Source organism: Lentzea flava, assembly GCF_014648475.1.
Classification (GTDB): domain Bacteria; phylum Actinomycetota; class Actinomycetes; order Mycobacteriales; family Pseudonocardiaceae; genus Lentzea; species Lentzea flava.
In genome coordinates this window covers 85,285-101,846 of record NZ_BMRE01000018.1, presented here as the reverse complement: position 1 = coordinate 101,846, position 16,562 = coordinate 85,285, and the positions used below count along the sequence as shown (strand labels likewise).

The window sequence follows — 16,562 nt, the reverse complement described above, 5'->3', positions numbered from 1 at the left end:
CGGTCGACTTCCCATCGTGCTCTGTCACACTTGTGCGCGTCATTGGGCATCACCGAGGAGGAGATCGTGGCGAAAGGACGCCCTGGACGGGTCGACCCGCACTGGCCGGAGGGCCCAGACGGGGGCCACCCCGTCACCGAACTGACCAGTGACGTGCAGGGTGCGCTCTCCCCGTTCGGCACGGTGACGTTCCCGCTGCCGGTCGAGGACCTCGGCTACACCCACCCGGTGACGGAGATCAACAAGTCCTGAGTGGACTCGCGCGCGAACTGTCAGAGCCGTCTTAACTCTGCCGAGTCGCGTGAGTACCGCAAAGGGGCCGGGGATAGGCTCGCTTCCCGTTTGAGCAGTTCTGCGTGGGAGGACGACGATGCCGGTCCCCGGCCCTGGTTACTCGATCACCGTTCGCCTGGAGGCGCCGCCGTCAGCGAGCGCCGCGGGTGACCTCACGACGGCCGTCGGCCGCGCGGGCGGGGTGATCACGGCGTTCGACGTCGTGGAGTCGCACAACGACCGCGTCGTCATCGACCTCACCTGCAACGCCCTCTCCGCGAACCACGCCAAGGACATCACCGACACGCTGGAGACGCTGCCCGGCATCGTCGTCCGCAAGGTGTCGGACCGCACGTTCCTCGTGCACCTCGGCGGCAAGATCGAGATCTCCTCGAAGGTCCCGCTGCGCAACCGCGACGACCTCTCCCGCGCCTACACGCCGGGTGTGGCCCGCGTGTGCGAGGCGATCGCCAAGAACCCGGACGACGCCCGCCGCCTGACGATCAAGCGCAACACCGTCGCCGTCGTCACCGACGGCTCGGCCGTGCTGGGCCTCGGCAACCTGGGCCCCGCCGCCGCCCTGCCGGTGATGGAGGGCAAGGCCGCGCTGTTCAAGAAGTTCGCCGGCGTCGACGCCTGGCCGGTCTGCCTGGACACCCAGGACACCGAGGAGATCATCCGCGCGGTCGAGCTCATCGCTCCCGTGTACGGCGGCATCAACCTCGAGGACATCTCCGCGCCGCGCTGCTTCGAGATCGAGGCCCGCCTGCGCGAGAAGCTCGACATCCCGGTCTTCCACGACGACCAGCACGGCACCGCGATCGTCGTCGTGGCCGCTCTGCGCAACGCCCTGCGCGTCGTCGGCAAGGACATCAAGGACTGTCGCATCACGGTCTGCGGCGTCGGCGCGGCCGGTTCCGCGATCATCCGCCTGCTGCAGGCCCAGGAGCCCGGCGACATCATCGCCGTGGACGTCGACGGCATCGTGCACCGCGACCGCCCCGGCCTGGACTCGAACCTCAAGTCCATCGCGGCGTCCACGAACAAGGAGAACCAGTCGGGTCGTCTGCACGACGCCCTGGTCGGCTCCGACGTGTTCATCGGTGTGTCCGCGCCCAACCTGTTCGGCGCGGACCAGGTCGCGACCATGGCCAAGGACGCCATCGTCTTCGCGCTGGCCAACCCGGACCCGGAGATCGACCCGATGGAGGCCCAGCAGCACGCCGCCGTCGTGGCGACGGGCCGCTCGGACTTCCCGAACCAGATCAACAACGTGCTGGCGTTCCCCGGCGTGTTCCGCGGCCTGCTGGACGCCCACGCCAAGACCATCACCGACGCGATGCTCCTGGCCGCCGCCAGCGCCATCGCCGACGTCGTGGACGGCGACCGCCTCAACGCGTCGTTCATCGTCCCGTCGGTCTTCGACAACACGGTGGCCCCCGCCGTGGCCGAGGCGGTCCGCAAGGCAGCCACTTCGTAATTTCGGGGAACGCGGGGGCCCCGCGTTTCCTTCTGGGGAACGCGGGGCCCCCGCGTTCCCGTGAGCCAGGCATACGATCGCGGTATGACCAAGCAGTTCACCCACCTGGACTCACAAGGCGCGGCCCGCATGGTCGACGTCTCAGGCAAGGAGCAGACCTCCCGGACGGCCGTGGCCACCGGGGTCCTGCACACGACCGCCGAGGTGGTTGCGCTGCTGGGCGCCGACGGCCTGCCCAAGGGCGACGCCCTGGCCACCGCCAGGATCGCGGGCATCATGGCCGCGAAGCGCACCTGGGAGCTCGTCCCGCTGTGCCACCCGATCGCCCTGTCGTCGGTGGTGGTGGACCTGGCTCTGGCCGACACCTCGGTGTTGATCACAGCCACGGTCCGCACCACCGACCGCACGGGCGTGGAGATGGAGGCACTGACCGCCGTCTCGGTGGCAGGCCTGACCCTCCACGACATGGTGAAGTCGGTGGACCCGGCCGCCTCGCTGGACGCAGTCCGCGTGGAACGCAAGGAAGGCGGCAAGTCAGGGCTGTGGGTGCGCCCGTGAAAGCAGTGGTGATCACCGCCTCCAACCGGGCCGCCGCCGGTGTCTACGCCGACCGCAGCGGCCCCCTGATCGTCGAGTGGCTGACCGAGCGCGGCTTCTCGGTCGCCGATCCGGTCGTCGTCCCGGACGGCGACCCGGTCCAACAGGCGCTGACCGAAGCGGTGTCGGCGGGAGCCGACCTGGTCCTGACCACCGGCGGCACCGGCATCAACCCGACCGATCGCACCCCCGAGGCCACCCGAGCGGTGCTGGACTACGAGGTGCCGGGACTGGCCGACGCCATCCGCATGTCCGGCTGGCCGCGCGTACCCGGCTCGGTTCTGTCGCGCGGCGTGGCGGGCGTGGCGGGCCGCACGCTGATCGTGAACCTGCCGGGCTCGACGGGCGGAGTGCGAGACGGCCTGGACGTGCTCGGCAACGTCGTGGAGCATGCCCTCGACCAACTGCGCGGAGGAGACCACTGATGGGCGTGGTGCTGAGGGCCGTCGTGACCGAGGACCCGTTGTCGGTGGAAGAACACGCGGCCCTGGTCGGCTCCGACCGGGCGGGCGCGGTGGTGACGTTCTCCGGCGTGGTGCGCGACCACGACGGCGGCCGCTCGGTCCTGGAACTCGAATACCACTCCCACCCGTCGGCAGCCGACGTGGTGGCCGAGGTCGTCGAGTCGCTCTCCGACAAGTACCCCGGCGTGCACGGCATCGCGGTGTCGCACCGGGTGGGTCCGCTGAAGATCGGGGATGTGGCGCTGGCCTGCGCGGTGGCGGCCGAGCACCGCAAGGAGGCCTTCCTGCTGTGCGCTGACCTCGTGGACGAGGTCAAGGCGCGGCTGCCGGTGTGGAAGCGCCAGGTCTTCTCCGACGGCAGGGACGAGTGGGTCAACTGCCCCTGAGCGACCCGGCCCGCGAACGCAAGCAGGGACCTCACCGCCGGGGGGTAACGGTGAGATCCCTGGTCCTGCATCAGCCCACAACAAGAGAGAGCTGCAAATCAGTCAGCCGACGAACGCGGCTCAGATGGCGATCTTGTGGCCCGGGAAGATCAGGTCGGGGTTCGTGATGAAGCCCTTGTTCTTCTCCACGATGGCCTGCCAGCCGCCGGCGACCTTGTTGGCCTCGGCGATCTTCGACAGCGTGTCGCCGGCCTTGATCTCGTAGTTGCCCTGCGGGTTCGACTTGGAACCCTCGAGGACGACGACCGGCGCCTGCTGCACGGGCGCCTGGCGCTGCTGCGGCTGCGCCTTGCGCTGCGGCTGGGCCTGCTTCTGCGCGGGGGCGGTCTTGCCCACGTACGCGCCGATGCGCTTGCTGCACGACGGCCACGCGCCGGCGCCCTGCGTGCGGAGGACGTTCTCGGCCACGCGGATCTGCTCCTCGCGCGACGCGTTGGCCGGGTTGCCCTTGCCGCCGTTCGCGTTCCAGGTGCTCTGCGTGAACTGCAGGCCGCCGTAGAACCCGTTGCCGGTGTTGGCGGCCCAGTTACCACTGGCCTCGCACTGCGCGAGTGCGTCCCAGTCCATTCCAGGGGCGGCGTTGGCGGTGCCAACGGCCAGGCCCAGAGGGGCGCCGGCGATGATGCCGACGGCCGCGACCTTGGCGATAGTGCGAGCGGCGGAACCCTGCTTGCCCTGCTTGCCTCGGTTGAACGCCATGTGCCTCTCGGTCCACCACACCTGCGGCCAGGAACTCGGGTTCGGGAGCCCGGTACGTCCCTGCGTCCCAGTCCGGCGGTTTCTCTCGCTCGGGGTTGGTCCGGAGAACCCTTGGACTGGGTTCGGTGTTCGGCTCTCCGGTCTTGCTCGTGGCCGGTCGGGACCAGCCGAGGAGCGACCGTACGTAACCGACGGCGGGGTCACCAAACGTATCAGGCTGTGATGCGCATCACAGTAACGTTTCGGAACGTTGTGCGGAGCCTACAAAACCGCAGCTCAAAGTAGCCGTTATCGGTTCGTTTCCATCCTGAGATCGGTCGAGATCCATCACGGAAAGTGAGGCGTGGCTCACGCCTGTTCGGCCGATCGGCGACACGCCGGAGATCGGCTCGACGCCCGCGGAATTGGGCACCATGAACACATGAGGATCGACGTGTTGCGCGAGGCGCTGGCGGCCAGACCCGGCCAGCCGGTGCCGTTCGACGAGCTGATCGACGCCGTCTGGGGCGATGACAAGCCGTCGAACCCCAAGGGCGCGTTGCGCAACCTGGTGCAACGGCTCCGCGCGACCGACCAGGTGGTCACCGAGCCCGCGGGCTACCGGCTCGTGCTGCGCAAGCCCGGTCCCCACCAGCTGCCGGCCGACCTCCCCGACTTCGTCGGACGCACGCACGAGATCGAGGCGGCCCTCGCGTCGACCGCCCCGGTCCTCGCGATCACCGGGCCGCCCGGTGTCGGCAAGACGTCGCTGGCCGTCCACGTCGCCCACCGGCTGAGCGAGCGGTTCGCCGACGGCCAGCTGTACGTGAACCTCCGCGCCTTCTCGCCGGGTGCGCCGGTCACGCCGGAACAGGCGGTGTCGCGGTTCCTGCGTGCGCTCGGAGCCGAGGACGTGCCCGTCGAGCTGGCCGAGCAAACCGCGCTGTACCAACGGATGACGGCCGATCGCGCGGTGCTCGTCGTGATCGACAACGCCACCCGCGAGCTGATCGGCCCGCTGTTGCCGGCCGGGCCGTCGTGCCGGGTGATCGTCACCAGCCGCACCGATCTGCCGGAGCACGAGCAGATCCGCGTCGGCGTCTTCGACCACGGCGAGGCGCAGGAGTTGTTGGCACACCTGCGGATCGGCGGCAGCCGGACCGAACGCGCCGAGCTCGCCCGGCTCTGCGGGCACCTGCCGCTGGCGTTGCGCATCGCCGCCGCGAACGTGGCCCACGGCCACCTGCCGGACTACCTGACCGAGCTGCGCGGCGACGACCGGCTCGGGGTGCTGGAGATCGAGGGCGACGCCGCGGTGTGGGCGACCTTCGACCTGTCGTACCGCGCGCAATCCGAAGCGGCACAACGGTTGTTCCGGTTGCTCGGCCACGTGCCGGGCCCGGACTTCGGCGTCGGCGCGGCGACGGCGTTGCTCGGCGAGGACGCGACCGCCGTGCTCGACCGGCTCGTCGACGCGAACCTCGTGCAGCGCGCCGGTGACCGCTACTCCCTGCACGACCTGCTCCGCATCTTCGCGTTGCGGCTCGCCCCGCCAGAGCTCGGCCGCCTGCACGACTACTACCTCGTCAACGCGGACGCGGCCGGTCGCGTGCTGCACCCCGAGTTCCGCAGGCTGGCGTTGCCACCGATCGCGGACGGCGTGCCACGGCACGACTTCGGCGACTCGACCGAGGCGGTCGCGTGGCTGGAGGCGGAACGGGCGAGCGTCGTGGCCGCGATCCTGGCGGCGGGGGACCGGCCGGTGGCCTGGCTGCTCGCCGACGCCATGCGGGCGTACTTCTACTTCCACAGCCTCCTCGTCGACTGGGTGGCGTCGGCACAGGCAGGGCTGCGCGCGGCCCGCGGGCACCGGGACCGGGCCGCCGAGGCCGCCATGCGCGGTTCGCTCGGCCTCGCGCACTGGCGCGGCGGTCAGTTCGCCCAGGCGCAGGCCGAATTCGAGGAGGGCATCGCGCTCGCGCGAGAGCTCGGCGACGAGCAGGCCCTCGGCGCGTTGCTGATCAACGCGGGCATCGTGCACTGGGAGTGCGGCAGGCTCGACGCGGCCGCGGACGCCCTGCGCGAGTCGCTGCGGATCATCGGCGAGAACCCGCCGGCGGTGTACAACCTCAGCGGCATCTACATGGATCTCGGACCGCTCGACCTCGCCGTGTCCTACGCGCGGGACGTCGCGCGGCTGTCGGCCGAGCAGGGCATCTCGCGCGGCAAGGCGTTCGCCGAGGGGCATCTCGCCGACGCCTACATCCTCATCGGCGACGTCGACCGCGCCACCGAGCACCTCGACGCCCTCGTGCCGGAGCTCGACGACCCGGCGCTCGGAACCGTGTTCGTCATCCGCATGTTCGACACCCGCGCGCTGCTGGACCTGGAACGCGGCCGCAGCGCAGAGGCGGAAGCCCACGCCCACCGGTCCCTGGAGCTGGCCATCGAGTGCGAGGACCCGAAGTCGGAAGGGGACGCGCACAACACGCTCGGCCTGGCCGCGTGCGCCCAGGGCAGGGCGGACGAGGCGGTGTCGCACCACCAGCAGGGGCTCGAACTCTGCCGCAAGGTCGGCTACCTGCGCGGGGAGGTCGACGCGCTGACCGGTCTCGCCGGCGCTCACCGCGCGCTCGGGCACCTCAGCGAGGCGTTCGAGCACGCCGTCGAGGCCGTCACGGCCGCGGAACGCGGGCAGTTGCGCGTCCGGCAGGTGCCCGCGCTGGCCGAGCTGGCCGAGATCCACCGGGCGATGGGCGACGAGGAGGAAGCAGCGCGGACCCGGTCACGCGCCCTGGAGCTGGCGCGCGCCACCGGCCGTCAGGCGTGGGAGCGCAAGCTCGCTCAGCCGCCCGCGAACGGCGGCAGCACGTCCAGCTGAGCCCCGGCGGGCACGCGCGTCGACGTGTCGCGCACCGCGACGCCGTCCAGCAGGAAGCTCGACGCCGCGAGCACCTTGCCGAGCCGGTCGCCGTGCCGTTGGCCGATCGCGCTCACCACGAGCGCCACGGTGGGCTCCGCAGCGTCGAGCACCAGGTCCTCGTCGGTCACCCCGGCCGCGGCCCGCGCGCCCGCGAAGTAACGGATCTTCACGGCGGTCCCGGAAGAAGTCACGCTCATCCTCCGATGGAGCTCATGGGACGGTCGGGCTGGTGGAAGCCCGCCTCGTTGATGCCGTGACCGGCCGCCTTGGCCCACATCGTGGCGCGCCAGGCGTCGGCGATCGCGGAGTCGGGGGAGCCGTCGCGCAGCAGCGTGCGCAGATCGGTCTCGCCCTGGCTGAACAGGCAGTTGCGGATCTGGCCGTCGGAGGTGAGCCGGGTGCGGTCGCAGGCGGCGCAGAACGGCCTGGTCACCGACGCGATCACGCCGACAGTGGCGGGGCCGCCGTCGACCAGCCAGCGCTCGGCCGGCGCACCGCCGCGAGGGGTTTCCGATGGCGTCAGCGTGTACGCGGACGAGAGCATCGTGAGGATCTCGTCGGCCGTGACCATGTTCGTGCGCTTCCAGCCGTGCTGCGCGTCCAGCGGCATCTGCTCGATGAACCGCAGCTGGTAGCCGTTCTCGACGCAGAACCGCAGCAGCGGCACGGCCTCGTCCTCGTTCACGCCGCGCATCAGCACGGAGTTGACCTTCACCGGTTCCAGTCCCGCCGCACGGGCGGCGTCGAGGCCGTCCAGCACGTCCGTGATGCGGTCGCGCCTGGTCAGCGTGGCGAAGCGGTCCGGGTCGAGGGTGTCGAGCGAGACGTTGATCCGGTTCAGGCCGGCGTCCTTGAGCGACTGCGCCCGCCGGGCGAGCCCGATGCCGTTCGACGTCATCGACATGCGCGGACGCGGCTCCAGCTCGGCCGTCGCGGCGATGACCTGCTCCAGGCCGCGCCGCAGCAACGGCTCGCCGCCGGTGAAGCGGATGTCCGTGACGCCCAGGTCGACGACCGCGATGCGGATGAGCCGGATCAGCTCGGCGTCGGTGAGCAGCTCGTCCTTCTGCAGCCAGTCGAGGCCCTCGGCCGGCATGCAGTAGGTGCAGCGCAGGTTGCAGCGGTCGGTCAGCGACACCCGCAGGTCCGTCGCGACCCTGCCGAACCTGTCGACGAGCAGCGGCGTATCGGGTCGGGCGGACGCGTCAGGCGTGCCGCGCACGACGGGTAGTCCCAAGTCCACTGCTGTCACCCCATCAAGACTAATGAACATCCCCTTGTGGATGACGCCACAAATAGGGTTTCTCACGTTCCGCCCGTTTGGAGCACTGTCACAAGGAATTGTCTTAGCAGCTAAGATGTTCGACATGGAACCTGAGGTGCTGGAGAGGTTCACCTGGTACATGCGGGAGCACAGCGCGCTCACGATCATGTTCCACACGAAGGTCGCCGAGCAGATGGGTCTGTCCGCGACCGACGAGAAGTGCCTCGATCTCGCCATCCGGGCGGAGGGACCCCTCACGGCCGGTCGGATCGCCGAGCTCTCCGGCCTCTCCACCGGTGCCGTCACGGGCGTCATCGACCGTCTGGAGCGTGCCGGATATGTCCGCCGTGTCCGTGACCCGCACGACCGCCGCAAGGTGTTGGTCGAGGTCACACCCGCGGAGTTCGTGAAGTTCGGCCACCTCTTCGAGAAGGCTCAGGCCAGCCTGGTCGAGGTGCTCGGCCACTTCGACTCCGCCGAGCTCGAGGTGATCGAGCGTTATCTCAAGCTCCAGGTGGAGACGTTCCGCAAGCGCGTGATCGATACTTAGGCCCATGTGGCACTACTTGATGGACATGGACGGTGTTCTGGTTCACGAGGAGCACCTGATCCCCGGCGCCGACGAGTTCGTCGCGGAGCTGCGTGCTTCCGACACCCCGTTCCTCGTGCTCACCAACAACTCCATCTACACGCCACGAGACCTGCGCGCGCGATTGCAGCGCACGGGCCTGGACATCCCGGAGACGTCGATCTGGACGTCCGCGCTGGCCACGGCCAGGTTCCTCGACTCGCAGCGGCCGAACGGCTCGGCGTTCGTGATCGGCGAGGCCGGCCTCACCACGGCGTTGCACGAGATCGGCTACGTCCTGACCGACCGCGACCCGGACTACGTGGTGCTCGGCGAGACCCGCACCTACAGCTTCACCGCGATCACCAAGGCCATCCGCCTGGTCGAGGAGGGCGCGAAGTTCATCGCGACCAACCCGGACGCGACGGGCCCGTCCCGCGAGGGCTCGCTGCCCGCGACCGGCGCCGTGGCGGCGTTGATCGAGCGCGCCACCGGCCGTGAGCCCTACTACGTGGGCAAGCCGAACCCGTTGATGATGCGGTCGGCGTTGCGCGCGCTGGGCTCGCACTCGGAGAACGCTCTCATGATCGGTGACCGGATGGACACCGACGTGCGATCGGGCCTGGAAGCGGGCCTGTCGACCATCCTCGTGCTGTCCGGGATCTTCACCTCCGAGCACGCCGAGATGTACCCGTACCGGCCGACGCGCGTGCTGAAGTCGATCGCCGAGCTGGTCGGTCACTCACAGGACCCGTTCGGTGACTGGGCTGGCCACTGACGCGCGAGGGTTCATCACCTATCGTCGCGGAGGTGGACACGGATCGACGCCCGATGTACGTCGTAGGTGACGTGCACGGACACCTCGCTGAGCTGACCAGAGCGCTGCACGTCGCCGAGCTGTGCGACGAGGAGGGGCACTGGACCGGCGGTGAGGCCGAGCTGTGGTTCCTCGGCGACTTCGTGGACCGCGGTCCCGACGGTGTCGGCGTGATCGATCTGGTCATGCGCCTGATCGAGGAGGCGGCGCAGGCGGGTGGCGCGGTCAACTCGTTGATCGGCAACCACGAGGTGCTGCTGCTCGGCATGCACCGGTTCGGTGACGAGCAGGTGCCCGACAGCGCCGGGCCGCGGTCGTTCGCGCGCAGCTGGCTGCTGAACGGCGGGCTGCGCAGCGACCAGGACCGGCTGACCGACGCGCACGTCGAGTGGCTCACCAGCAGACCGGTGCTGAAGCTGCGCGACGACCACCTGCTGATGCACTCCGACACGGCGGCCTACCTCGAATGGGGGTCCTCGATCGAGGAGGTCAACGAGGCGGTCCGGCAGGTGCTCAAGGGCGACGATCTCGTCGAGTGGTGGGAGTGCTGGCGCAAGATGACGACGCGCTACGCGTTCCGCGGTCCGCAGGGGCCGGAAATCGCAGACGAGCTGCTCGGGACCCTCGGCGGCAGCAAGATCGTGCACGGCCACAGCGTCATCGCCGATCAACTCGGGGTGCCGCCGGAGCAGATCGACGGGCCCCTCGTGTACGCCGACGGCAAGGTCCTGGCGATCGACGCGGGCCTCTACAGCGGCGGTCCGTGCCTGGTCGTCCCCTTGCCATACCCCGGAGCCTGACTACGGTCTGGTGGATGACCGCCAGCTACTCCTCGGGCACCTCCGCCGCCCCGCTGCTGGGCGACACGATCCACGCGAACTTCGCCGCGACCGTCGCGCGCTTCGGCGACCGCGAGGCACTTGTCGACAAGGCCACAGATCGCCGGTGGACCTACACCGAACTGTCGGCGGAAGTCGACAAAGCGGCCGCCGGGCTCACCGCGCTGGGCGTGCGCAAGGGCGACCGGGTCGGCATCTGGGCACCGAACTGCGCGGAGTGGGTCTTCGTGCAGTACGCGACGGCACGGATCGGCGCGATCCTGGTCAACGTCAACCCGGCGTACCGGGTGCACGAGCTGGAGTACGTGCTGAACCAGGCGGGCATCCACACGCTGGTGTCCGCGCGGACGTTCAAGACCTCCGACTACGCGGGGATGATCGAGGAGGTCCGGCCGCGCTGTCCAGAGCTGCGCAACGTCGTGTTCGTCGACGATCCACAGTGGACGGAAAGCGAGCTGCCGGACGTCGAGCTGGACCGCGACGACCCGATCAACATCCAGTACACGTCCGGCACCACGGGCTTCCCCAAGGGCGCGACGCTCTCGCACCACAACATCCTCAACAACGGTTACTTCGTCGGGGAGTTGTTGAACTACACGGAAAACGACCGCATCTGCGTCGTGCCGCCGTTCTACCACTGCTTCGGAATGGTGATGGGCAACCTCGCCGCCACCAGTCACGGCGCGTGCGTCGTGATCCCCGCACCGGCGTTCGACCCGGCGAAAACCCTTGCGGCGGTTCAGGAAGAGCGCTGCACCAGTCTCTACGGCGTGCCGACGATGTTCATCGCCATGCTCGACCTGATCGACGGCTACGACCTGTCGTCGTTGCGCACCGGCATCATGGCGGGCTCGCCGTGCCCGGTCGAGGTGATGAAACAGGTCGTCGAACGCATGGGCATGCGCGAGGTCTCCATCTGCTACGGCATGACCGAAACCTCCCCGGTGTCAACGCAGACGCGCGTCGACGACTCGCTGGACCGTCGCGTCGGGACGGTCGGGCGGGTCGGTCCCCACCTCGAGGTGAAGATCGTCGACCCGGAGACCGGGCTGACGGTTCCGCGCGGGGTGCCGGGGGAGCTGTGCACGCGGGGCTACTCCGTCATGCTCGGTTACTGGAACGAGCCCGACAAGACGGCCGACGCGGTGGACAAGGCCGGTTGGATGCACACCGGCGACCTCGCCGTGATGGACGACGACGATTACGTGAACATCACCGGGCGCATCAAGGACATGGTCATCCGCGGTGGCGAGAACATCTATCCGCGCGAGATCGAGGAGTTCCTCTACACGCACCCGGACGTGCTTGACGCCCAGGTGATCGGCGTGCCCGACGCCAAGTACGGCGAGGAGCTCATGGCTTGGGTCCGCCTGCGCGAGGGCGCCGCGCCGCTGACCGCAGAGGCCGTCCGGGAGTTCTGCACCGGGAAGCTCGCGCACTACAAGATCCCGCGGTACGTGCACGTCGTCGACGAGTTCCCGATGACGGTCACCGGCAAGATCCGCAAGGTGGAGATGCGGGCCAAGGCCGTGGAGCTGCTGAACCTGGACGACAGCACCCGGCACGCCTGATCCCAGGGCGTGCGAGGGCGGCGGTGAGCACGACGAGGCGCGGTGCGTTCACGGAGCGAAATCGTCTGGCGAATCAACGATCTCCGCAGGTCAGGAAGGGGTGAAAGGCCTCTTGCGGATGCGGTGTGACGCGCGCAACATCGTGGGATTCCGTCGAAGGAGGCGCCCATGCTCACCGCCACCAGGACAACGACGATGCTGCCCGTAGAAGACGCCGAGCGCGCCGGGCGCTTCTACGCGGACAAGCTCGGTCTCAAGCCCCTCGCCACCGCACCGGACGGCACGCGGATCTTCGCGCTCGGCCAGGGTGACGCGCTGGGACTGATGCCTGCGGAGAAGGGTGCGCAGACCGCCCACACGGTGCTCAGCTTCGAGGTGCCCGACCTGGAGGGCGAGATCCGCGAGCTGGAGGACAGGGGCGTGCGCTTCGAGGACTACGACATGCCCGACCTCAAGACCGTCAACCACATCGCGGTCATGGGCAACGAGCGCGCGGCGTGGTTCTGCGACACCGAGGGCAACATCCTGTGCCTGCACGAGCTGTCGGGCGACGAAGCCTGACCGCACGTGCCGAATGAGAGGTCTTCCGCTCCTCGCCCCCGACGAGGAGCGGGAGACCCTCACGGAACTTCGACGATCTCCTTGCCCAGCGGCACCAGCGAGACCTTCACCAGCTTGAAGTTGGCCAGCCCGAGCGGGATGCCGATGATCGTCACGCACAGCGCGATGCCGGTGACGATGTGGCCGATGGCGAGCCAGAACCCGGCGACGACGATCCAGATGACGTTGCCCAGCAACGAGCCGGTGCCCGCGCCCGGCTTGTCGACCACCTCGCGGCCGAACGGCCAGAGCGCGTAGTTCGCGATCCGGAACGACGCGATGCCCCACGGGATCGTGATGATCAGGACGCAGCAGATGAGACCGGCGACCGCGTAGCCGACGGCCATCCAGAACCCGGCGAGCACGAGCCAGATCACGTTCAGGATGAGGCGCATACCTCCAATCTAAGCTCACGCCATGAAGTGGGGTGTGATCGCAACAGGCGGCATCGCGCAGACCGTGACCGCCGACATGCTGAAGGTCCCGGACGTCGAGGTGATCGCGGTGTCCTCCCGGGACGTCACGCGTGCGCAAGCGTTTGCCGAGCGGTTCGGCATCAAGCGCGCGTACGGCGACTACCGCGAGCTCCTGCGCGACGAGGAGGTCGAGGTCGTCTACGTCGCCACGCCGCACGCCCAGCACCACGAGGTCACGCTCGCGGCGCTCGAGGCCGGCAAGCACGTGCTGTGCGAGAAGCCCCTCGGCATCTCCTCCGCCCAGGTGGAGGAGATGATCGTGAAGGCGCGCACCGAGAAGCGTTTCCTCATGGAGGGCATGTGGACGCGCTTCAACCCGTTGATCCGCAAGGTGGCCGGTGCCGTGGCCGGCGGTGAGATCGGCGAGGTGCGCACGATCCGCGCGGACTTCGGGTTCCGCACCGACTTCGACGCCGGCCACCGGCTGTGGGCGAAGGAGACGGCCGGTGGCTCGGTCCTCGACCTTGGGATCTACCCGATCGCACTCGCGCACCAGCTTCTCGGCCGGCCGACGCACATCGCCGCGCACGGCGGTCTCGCGCCGTCCGAAGTGGACGCCGATGCCGGAATCCTGCTGGGCTACGAGAACGGCGTGCACGCTCTGCTGCGCTGTTCGCTCGTCGCCGACCTCGGCAGCACGGCGGAGATCGTCGGAACCGAGGGCACGATCGAGATCGACCGGATGTACAACCCCACCAAGGTGATCATCAACGGGGTCGAGCACGAGACCGAGGACCGGGGTTACCGGCACCAGATCCACGAGGTCGAGATCTGGGCGGGCCAGGGTGCCGTCGAACACTCCGACATGCCGTTGACGGCGACGCTCGACATCATGCGGACCATGGAGGAGGTCCTGGACCAGCTCGGCGTCGACTACGCGGACATCGTCAGGTAGATCAACGCCACGTTCAGCACGACCACCGCGAACGCCACGACGGACGCGGAAACGGTGACCGAGCGCCGGTTCGTGTACGAACCCATCAACGGCCGGCGCGCGGTCAGCCACACCAGCGGCACCAGTGCGAACGGGATGCCGAACGACAGCACGACCTGCGACAGCACCAACGCGAACGTGGGATCGACCCCCGACGCCAGGATCGCCAGCGCGGGCACCAACGTGATGATTCGCCTGGCCGGCAAAGGAATCCGCACCCGCAGCAGGCCGTCCATGACCACGGCACCGGCATAACAGCCGACAGCCGTGGACGCGAAACCCGAAGCCAGCAAACCCAGAGCGAACAACAGCGCGATCCCGCCGCCCAGCGTCGCACCGACCGCCGCGTGCGCCCCTTCGAGCGTGTCCACGCCGCCGTTGCCCTGCAACGCGGACGCCGCGAGCAGCAGCATCGCCAGGTTCACCGCACCGGCCACCACCATCGCGACGACGACGTCGACCTTGGTGGCCCCGAGCAACGACGGGTTCTTCCCGTGCCGGTCCCGTGCCAGCGCCGAGTGCAGGTACACCGCGTGCGGCATCACGGTCGCGCCGAGCATCCCGGCCGCGAGCAGCACGCTGTCCGCACCGTCGAACCTCGGCACCAGGCCGGATGCGGCACCGGACACCGACGGCGGCGACACGAAGAGCCCTGCCATGAACCCGGCCGCGATCACGACCAGCATCGTGGTGATCACGCGCTCGAACGGCTTCTGCCCGCGTTTGTCCTGCACCAGCAGCAGAGCTGTCGACACGACACCGGTGATCACACCGCCGAGCAGCAGCGGGAGGCCGAAGAGCAACGACAGCGCGATGGCACCGCCGAGCACCTCGGCGAGGTCGGTCGCCATCGCGACCACCTCCGCCTGTCCCCAGTAGGCGAGCCGCACCGGGCGCGGCAGATGATCACGCACGGCCTCCGGCAACGACTGCCCGGTGACCAGGCCCAGCTTCGCCGACAGGTACTGCACGAGCCCCGCCATGACGTTCGCGACGACGAGCACCCACACCAGCAGGTACCCGAAGCGAGCGCCTGCCGCGGTGTTGGTGGCGACGTTGCCGGGATCGACGTACGCGATGGCGGCGACGAACGCCGGGCCGAGCAACGCCGCACCGGCGCGCAGACGTCCTGACACAGCGACCACCGGACACCTCCCCTTGTTGCAAGATTATTGCAACAAGGGGGGTGGTCACGCCTCCAACGTGGCCTTGGCGACTCTGACGACCGCGTCGACCGCGCTCTCGAGGTCACCGCTCGGCAACAGCAGGTGGCTCAGCGCGAGCCGCACCGTCGTCTCGGCCGTGAACCGCACGTGCCTGCCGGGGAAGTGCTCGGTGAGGTGCCGCTCGACGACCTCGGTCGCCTGGAACAGCACGGGATGGCCCCTGGTGGTCAGGAACGGCAGCAGGTCCTCGGCGTCCTGCCCGGTCAGCACGGCGGAGACCAGCCGGTCCTTCTCGGTCTGCTCGAAGGTGAAGCGGAACGCCGCCCGCATCGCCTCCCACGGGTCCGGGCCCTGGCCGAGCCGGCTGACGATGCCGTTGAGGTACTCCTCGGTCCGGTGCGCGGCGACGGCCTGGACGAGCCCCTCCTTGTTGCCGAACTCGTTGTAGACGGTCTGCCTGCTCACTCCGGCGCGGCTCGCGACCTCGATCATGCGCAGCCCGTGGAACCCGTGGGCGGCAAGCAGGTCAGCGGCTGCGTCCAGCAAGAGCTCGGTGATGTCGCTCACGCTGCCAGCTTTACACAGATATGGTTTTTGTACAGACGTAGAGTTGGGTTCTGTGCCGTTCACAGTGGGCTTCGACCTGGACATGACCCTCATCGACCCCAGACCGGGCATGGCGGCGGTGATGAACGAGGTGGGCGCCCGCACCGGCCATCAGCTGGACGGCGAGCACTTCGCGGCGAACCTCGGCCCGCCGCTGGACATGATCTACCGCGACATGGGCGTGCCGGAGGAGGAGATCCCGGACCTGGTCACGCTCTTCCGCGCGCTGTACCCGGAGGTCGTGATCCCGGCGACGGTCGCGCTGCCCGGTGCGGCCGAAGCGCTGAAGTCGGTGCGCGAGCTCGGCGGCCAGACCATGGTCGTGACCGGCAAGTACCGCAAGAACGCCGCGCTGCACCTCGAAGCGCTGGGCTGGGAGGTCGACCACCTCTACGGCGAGCTGTGGTCGACGGGCAAGGCGGAGTCGCTCAAGCTGCACGGCGCGTCGGTCTACGTGGGCGACCACATCGGCGACATGCGCGGAGCCGCGGCCGCCGGAGCGCTGGGCGTCGGCGTGATGACGGGCCCCTGTTCCCGCGCCGAGCTGACCGGCGCGGGCGCCGCGGTCGTGCTGGAGGACCTGCGGGAGTTCCCGGAGTGGCTCAGGACTTCTTCCGGCGTGCTTTCCTGATCACGGCGATGATCCCGAGCGCCAGGCCGATCGCCGGCAGGTAGGTGGCGGCGACGTTCAGCCAGACCGGCAGGTCGCTGTGGCCCGTGGCGAAGAGCACGAAGACCGCGATGATCGCCAATACGCCGACGGCGAACAGGCCGATGGCCAGCGGCAGCAGCTTCGAAGCGGTCATGCCGGCAGCGTAGTCGCGCTAACGGAGGTGCCTTCCGCCTGGTCTTCTGGCTAC

General features: G+C 69.2%; 20 protein-coding genes. 13 read left to right on the top strand and 7 right to left on the bottom strand.

Annotation, left to right across the window (positions count from 1 at the left end; translation table 11 throughout):
- The first annotated feature begins 66 nt into the window (after positions 1-66).
- The 5 genes from IEZ09_RS21600 (at position 67) to IEZ09_RS21580 (ending at position 3,200) form a co-directional block, all read left to right on the top strand.
- A complete protein-coding gene (locus IEZ09_RS21600) occupies positions 67-252 on the top strand; it encodes a hypothetical protein (RefSeq protein ID WP_109633120.1) in 186 nt (61 codons plus the stop codon).
- Positions 253-370: 118 nt separating this feature from the next.
- On the top strand, positions 371-1,753 hold the full coding sequence (locus IEZ09_RS21595) for an NAD-dependent malic enzyme (protein WP_189255538.1): 1,383 nt from the start codon (positions 371-373) through the stop codon (positions 1,751-1,753).
- Positions 1,754-1,837: 84 nt separating this feature from the next.
- Complete coding sequence (gene moaC, locus IEZ09_RS21590) at positions 1,838-2,311, top strand: cyclic pyranopterin monophosphate synthase MoaC (protein ID WP_189255537.1); 474 nt, start codon at positions 1,838-1,840, stop codon at positions 2,309-2,311.
- Positions 2,308-2,775: a MogA/MoaB family molybdenum cofactor biosynthesis protein gene (locus tag IEZ09_RS21585; protein ID WP_229812812.1), complete on the top strand. Its 468-nt coding sequence runs from the start codon at positions 2,308-2,310 to the stop codon at positions 2,773-2,775. Before moaC ends, IEZ09_RS21585 begins: the two co-directional genes overlap by 4 nt.
- The gene (locus IEZ09_RS21580; protein ID WP_189255536.1) at positions 2,775-3,200 is read left to right on the top strand and encodes a molybdenum cofactor biosynthesis protein MoaE; all 426 of its coding nucleotides are present in this window, start codon (positions 2,775-2,777) and stop codon (positions 3,198-3,200) included. Before IEZ09_RS21585 ends, IEZ09_RS21580 begins: the two co-directional genes overlap by 1 nt.
- A 120-nt stretch (positions 3,201-3,320) precedes the next feature.
- Here the strand turns inward: IEZ09_RS21580 and IEZ09_RS21575 are convergent, their stop codons facing one another.
- On the bottom strand, positions 3,321-3,959 hold the full coding sequence (locus IEZ09_RS21575) for a transglycosylase family protein (RefSeq protein ID WP_189255535.1): 639 nt from the start codon (positions 3,957-3,959) through the stop codon (positions 3,321-3,323).
- Between the two features lie 421 nt (positions 3,960-4,380).
- Here IEZ09_RS21575 and IEZ09_RS21570 point away from each other — a divergent pair, with 421 nt between their 5' ends.
- Complete coding sequence (locus IEZ09_RS21570) at positions 4,381-6,819, top strand: AfsR/SARP family transcriptional regulator (protein ID WP_189255534.1); 2,439 nt, start codon at positions 4,381-4,383, stop codon at positions 6,817-6,819.
- Here IEZ09_RS21570 and IEZ09_RS21565 read toward each other — a convergent pair.
- Both IEZ09_RS21565 and moaA read right to left on the bottom strand, forming a co-directional pair.
- Positions 6,783-7,058 carry a MoaD/ThiS family protein gene (locus tag IEZ09_RS21565; RefSeq protein ID WP_189255533.1) on the bottom strand — a complete coding sequence of 92 codons (276 nt, stop codon included), beginning with the start codon at positions 7,056-7,058 and terminating at the stop codon, positions 6,783-6,785. The genes IEZ09_RS21570 and IEZ09_RS21565 overlap by 37 nt on opposite strands.
- Complete coding sequence (gene moaA, locus IEZ09_RS21560) at positions 7,055-8,113, bottom strand: GTP 3',8-cyclase MoaA (RefSeq protein WP_229812811.1); 1,059 nt, start codon at positions 8,111-8,113, stop codon at positions 7,055-7,057. Before moaA ends, IEZ09_RS21565 begins: the two co-directional genes overlap by 4 nt.
- 115 nt (positions 8,114-8,228) lie before the next feature.
- Here moaA and IEZ09_RS21555 point away from each other — a divergent pair, with 115 nt between their 5' ends.
- From IEZ09_RS21555 to IEZ09_RS21535, 5 genes are all read left to right on the top strand, one after another.
- The gene (locus tag IEZ09_RS21555) at positions 8,229-8,675 is read left to right on the top strand and encodes a MarR family winged helix-turn-helix transcriptional regulator (protein WP_189255531.1); all 447 of its coding nucleotides are present in this window, start codon (positions 8,229-8,231) and stop codon (positions 8,673-8,675) included.
- A 4-nt stretch (positions 8,676-8,679) separates the two neighbouring features.
- Positions 8,680-9,471 carry an HAD-IIA family hydrolase gene (locus tag IEZ09_RS21550; RefSeq protein WP_229812810.1) on the top strand — a complete coding sequence of 264 codons (792 nt, stop codon included), beginning with the start codon at positions 8,680-8,682 and terminating at the stop codon, positions 9,469-9,471.
- A 53-nt stretch (positions 9,472-9,524) separates the two neighbouring features.
- Complete coding sequence (locus IEZ09_RS21545; protein WP_189255590.1) at positions 9,525-10,310, top strand: metallophosphoesterase; 786 nt, start codon at positions 9,525-9,527, stop codon at positions 10,308-10,310.
- A 14-nt stretch (positions 10,311-10,324) separates the two neighbouring features.
- Positions 10,325-11,920 (top strand): AMP-binding protein, encoded by a 1,596-nt coding sequence (locus IEZ09_RS21540; protein WP_189255530.1) that lies wholly within the window; start codon positions 10,325-10,327, stop codon positions 11,918-11,920.
- A gap of 168 nt (positions 11,921-12,088) precedes the next feature.
- Positions 12,089-12,481: a VOC family protein gene (locus IEZ09_RS21535; protein ID WP_189255529.1), complete on the top strand. Its 393-nt coding sequence runs from the start codon at positions 12,089-12,091 to the stop codon at positions 12,479-12,481.
- A gap of 59 nt (positions 12,482-12,540) precedes the next feature.
- Here IEZ09_RS21535 and IEZ09_RS21530 read toward each other — a convergent pair whose 3' ends face one another.
- The gene (locus IEZ09_RS21530; protein ID WP_189255528.1) at positions 12,541-12,915 is read right to left on the bottom strand and encodes a YccF domain-containing protein; all 375 of its coding nucleotides are present in this window, start codon (positions 12,913-12,915) and stop codon (positions 12,541-12,543) included.
- A 22-nt stretch (positions 12,916-12,937) separates the two neighbouring features.
- Between IEZ09_RS21530 and IEZ09_RS21525 the strand changes: the two genes are divergently transcribed.
- Positions 12,938-13,891: a Gfo/Idh/MocA family protein gene (locus IEZ09_RS21525; protein ID WP_189255527.1), complete on the top strand. Its 954-nt coding sequence runs from the start codon at positions 12,938-12,940 to the stop codon at positions 13,889-13,891.
- Here the strand turns inward: IEZ09_RS21525 and IEZ09_RS21520 are convergent.
- Positions 13,870-15,075, bottom strand: coding sequence for an Nramp family divalent metal transporter (locus tag IEZ09_RS21520; protein ID WP_189255526.1), 1,206 nt, complete (start codon positions 15,073-15,075; stop codon positions 13,870-13,872). The two genes, IEZ09_RS21525 and IEZ09_RS21520, sit on opposite strands and share 22 nt — an antisense overlap.
- A gap of 45 nt (positions 15,076-15,120) precedes the next feature.
- The gene (locus IEZ09_RS21515; RefSeq protein ID WP_189255525.1) at positions 15,121-15,663 is read right to left on the bottom strand and encodes a TetR/AcrR family transcriptional regulator; all 543 of its coding nucleotides are present in this window, start codon (positions 15,661-15,663) and stop codon (positions 15,121-15,123) included.
- Between the two features lie 52 nt (positions 15,664-15,715).
- Between IEZ09_RS21515 and IEZ09_RS21510 the strand changes: the two genes are divergently transcribed.
- Positions 15,716-16,333, top strand: coding sequence for an HAD family hydrolase (locus tag IEZ09_RS21510; protein ID WP_189255524.1), 618 nt, complete (start codon positions 15,716-15,718; stop codon positions 16,331-16,333).
- Here the strand turns inward: IEZ09_RS21510 and IEZ09_RS21505 are convergent.
- Complete coding sequence (locus IEZ09_RS21505) at positions 16,305-16,508, bottom strand: hypothetical protein (protein WP_189255523.1); 204 nt, start codon at positions 16,506-16,508, stop codon at positions 16,305-16,307. The two genes, IEZ09_RS21510 and IEZ09_RS21505, sit on opposite strands and share 29 nt — an antisense overlap.
- Between the last annotated feature and the right edge of the window lie 54 nt (positions 16,509-16,562).